3 protein-coding genes and 2 pseudogenes are annotated in these 3,423 nt (G+C 69.8%); 3 read left to right on the top strand and 2 right to left on the bottom strand.

What is annotated here, in order from left to right; translation table 11 throughout:
- Positions 1-71: 71 nt before the first annotated feature.
- Positions 72-206: pseudogene (locus KVS67_RS11275) on the bottom strand (ArsR family transcriptional regulator); the annotation flags it as partial.
- 86 nt (positions 207-292) lie between these two features.
- Between KVS67_RS11275 and KVS67_RS11270 the strand changes: the two are divergent.
- The 3 genes from KVS67_RS11270 to KVS67_RS11260 all read left to right on the top strand — a co-directional run bounded on the left by KVS67_RS11270 (position 293) and on the right by KVS67_RS11260 (position 1,783).
- On the top strand, positions 293-667 hold the full coding sequence (locus KVS67_RS11270) for a helix-turn-helix transcriptional regulator (protein WP_036341507.1): 375 nt from the start codon (positions 293-295) through the stop codon (positions 665-667).
- Entirely contained in the window at positions 667-1,578 is a 912-nt protein-coding gene (locus KVS67_RS11265; protein WP_217565370.1) for a cation diffusion facilitator family transporter, read from the top strand. Before KVS67_RS11270 ends, KVS67_RS11265 begins: the two co-directional genes overlap by 1 nt.
- A gap of 64 nt (positions 1,579-1,642) precedes the next feature.
- Positions 1,643-1,783 carry a hypothetical protein gene (locus KVS67_RS11260; RefSeq protein ID WP_165381393.1) on the top strand — a complete coding sequence of 47 codons (141 nt, stop codon included), beginning with the start codon at positions 1,643-1,645 and terminating at the stop codon, positions 1,781-1,783.
- Between the two features lie 271 nt (positions 1,784-2,054).
- On the opposite strand, the pseudogene merA reads toward KVS67_RS11260, so the two are convergent.
- Positions 2,055-3,347 (bottom strand): annotated as a pseudogene (merA, locus tag KVS67_RS11255) (mercury(II) reductase); the annotation flags it as partial.
- Between the last annotated feature and the right edge of the window lie 76 nt (positions 3,348-3,423).

The raw sequence follows: 3,423 nt of genomic DNA, 5'->3' as shown, positions 1-3,423 counted from the left end.
GTCAGAGAGCATCTGGAACCGGGACATGTCCCCAGGGTCTCAGCTGACTCGTGCATCTATTCTCAGACACGCCCTAGGTCGCGGGCGAGTACCGCCGGGTAGCTCGGGCCCTCGAGGAGTGTCATGAGGATGCGGGAGCGGGTCGGGTCGGCCATCGCCCGGCCCAGCCGGTTCATCACGTCCAGCCGCGAAGCAATAGTCAGCATGCGCTGAGCATACAGAACCTGCTGACCTCTCGTGTGTGGCTCCCGCTGCTGATATCTGCACATCTGCATAGGTGTATGGTCGTGGCATGAGTGTGACGCCGTTGGATTCGTGTCAGGTCACCGCCGTCCATCCGGAGAAGGTGGCGCTGACCCGGGAGAGGATCCCCGACGAGCGCGAGGCCGGCAGGTTGGCCGGGCTGTTCAAGCTCCTGGGGGACCCGCGCCGTGCCCGGGCGCTGTATGCGTTGCTGGAGGCCGGCGAGCTGTGCGTGTGTGACCTGGCGGCGTCGGTCGATGTCGCGGAGGCGTCGGTGTCCCAGGTGCTGCGGGTGCTGCGTTCCGCTGGGGTGGTCGAGAACCGCCGGGAGGGGCGGATGGTGTACTACCGCCTCGCTGACGGGCATGTGCGGATGCTGCTGGACGTCTCCCGTGAGCACGCCCGCCACGAGGGGCAGGGCTGATGGGGGCGGGACACAGTCATGCCCCGGCGACCGGGCATGCCGGTGGCCGCTACCGTCGGCGGCTGGCGGGGGCGTTCGCCCTGACGGCGGGCTTCTTCCTGATCGAGCTGGTCGCGGGGCTGGTGTCGGGGTCGTTGGCGCTGCTGTCGGATGCCGGGCACATGGCTGCCGATGTGGTGGTGCTGGGTGCGGCGCTGCTGGCGACGCGCATCGCGAGCCGGCCGGACTCCACGGGGCGACGCACCTATGGCTCCTACCGGGCCGAGGTGTTCGCCTCGGCGTTGGCGGTGCTGGCGATGCTCGCGGTCGGGGTGTACGTGGTGGTCGAGGCCATCAGCCGGCTGGGCGACGCGCCGGAGGTGGCCTCCGGCGCCATGCTCGCGGTCGGCTTCGCCGGCCTGGTGATCAACATCATCTCCACGCTGCTGCTGCGCAGCGGGGCCAAGGACAGCCTGAACGTCAAGGGCGCCTACTACGAGGTGATCGCCGACGCCGCCGGGTCGGTGGGTGTCATGGTCGCCGGCGTGCTGATCATTCTCACCGGCCAGCCGATCTGGGACGTCGTGGTCGCGGCGCTCATCGCGGTCTTCGTCATCATCCGGGCGGTGGTTCTGGGCAGGCAGGTGATCGCGGTGCTGGGCCAGCACGCCCCGGAAGGGGTGGACCCGGAGGACGTCGCCGGTGACCTGGACGCAGTCGAGGGGGTGGAGGAGGTCCACGACCTGCACCTGTGGACCCTGACGTCGGGGATGAACGTGGCCACGGCCCACCTGGTCGCTGACCAGGGCGCGGACCACGGCGCCGTGCTTGCCGGCGCGCGCCGGGTGCTGCGCGACCGTTACGGTATCGCCCATGCCACCTTGCAGGTGGAGGGCGCCGGCAGCGACGGCTGTCACGACCTGAGCTGGTAGCACTCGGCACGGAAGCCCGCTCGCGAGAGCCGCACATGCTTGAGCAACGTCTTAGGAGCGCGCGATGGCCGCGAAGCACGGCAAGGGCCCCGGGCCGGACGAGGGCCAGCGGCCGGCCCGGCGCGGGGTGGTGCTCACCCTGCTGGGGATCGGTCTGGTCGCCGCGGCTTACGTGGTGACGATCGTGGTCATGGTGGTGCGGTGACGCGGCCCAAACGGACCGCGGCCTCATGGCGGCGCCGCAAGGCGGTCATCGCGTCGTCCAGTGCTGTCCTCGTCGGGTCGAGCACGTAGAGGTCGTGAAGACGTCCAGATATAGGCCTGGGACGGGAGTTCTTGCATCGACTGAACTCCCCGGTGGTTGCAGGTCCGATACGCAGGGGTGCCAGTAAGTAGGGCTGATCGGCGCCCATTTTCTTGTCTCGCGCCCCGGGGCGAGGCGGTCCCCTATCGGTGTCCCTGTGTGCGGGGCAGGTTCACGCCGCGCAGCAGGAGAGCTTGGCGATGTCGGTGGTGAAGGCCTGCGCGGTGAGCTTGAGGCCTTCGGCCATGGTCAGGTAGGCGCTCCAGAGGTTGGCGACCTGGCTGGTGATCATGCCGGCCTCGAGCATGTAGACCCCGGCGGCGGCGAGGTCGCCGGCGTCCTGGGCCAGGGCGGTAATGCCGATGATGCGGCCGGTGTCGGCGTCGGTGACCATCTTGATGAACCCGCGGGTGTCGCGGTTGACGATCGCGCGTGGGACGTGCGCGAGTGACAGGACACGGCTGTCGTAGCGGATCCCGGCAGCGGAGGCCTGCCGTTCGGTCATCCCGACGGCGGCCAGGGCGGGGCTGGTGAACACGACCCGGGGCAGGTGGCGGTAGTCGACCTCGAGGCCGGCGCCGGTGAGGGCGTTGTCGGCGACGAGGGCGCCGTGGGCCGCGGCGACGTACACGAACTGACGGTGGGCGGTGACGTCACCGGCAGCCCAGACGCGCGGGTTGGTGCTGCGCAGATGGCTGTCGACAACCACCTCGCCGTGGTCGCCGGTGCGCACGTCGACGGTGTCGAGACCGAGCGTGGCGGTGACCGGGCGGCGCCCGGTGGCGACGAGTACCTCGGCCGCCCGGAGTTCCTGTGAGCCGTCAGTGGTGGTGGCAGTGACCGTGACCTCGCCGGTGGCCGGGTCGCGGCGGACCGCGCTGGGCACCGCGCCGCGGATGATCTGGATGCCTTCGTCCGTGAAGATCTCATCCAGGGCGGTGGACGCCTCGGGTTCTTCCTGGGACGCCAGCCGTGAGCGGACCAGCATGGTGACCCGGACGCCGAGCCGAGCGAAGAGCTGGGCCTGCTCCATCGCGACGTAGCCGCCGCCGATGACCAGCAGCGACTCCGGGACGTGGTCCAGTTCCATCGCGGTGGTCGAGGTCAGGTAACCGGCCTCCTGCAGGCCGGGGACCGGCGGCGCCCAGGGCCTGGAGCCGGTGGCGATGAGGTAGTGCGCGGCCCGGACCGTCTCCACCGTGCCGTCAGGGCCGGTGACGCGCAGTGCCGGCTCGCTGGGTGTGCCGACGAACGTGGCGTCCCCGGGGTGGAGATCCCATCCGTACTCGGTGGCCAGGTCCAGGTACTTCTCGCCACGCAGTGACCCGACGAGCCGATCCTTGCCGGCGATCAAGGCGGGCATGTCGACCGGCCGGACTTCGGGGAGCAGCAGGCCGGGGAACCGGGAGGCGTCGAGTGTGACGTGGCGGGCCTCGGCGGTCGCGAGCAAGGCCTTGGAGGGCAGGGCGTGTCAGATGGTCTGTGTAAGCCGTACCGAGAGGAACGGTAAGAATCATGACCATGATCGACGAGAAGAACCC

The organism is Micrococcus sp. GbtcB5 (genome assembly GCF_019091605.1).
GTDB lineage: Bacteria > Actinomycetota > Actinomycetes > Actinomycetales > Micrococcaceae > Micrococcus > Micrococcus luteus.
The sequence above is the reverse complement of the archived record's forward strand: the minus strand, read 5'-3'. Positions and strand labels throughout refer to the sequence as shown.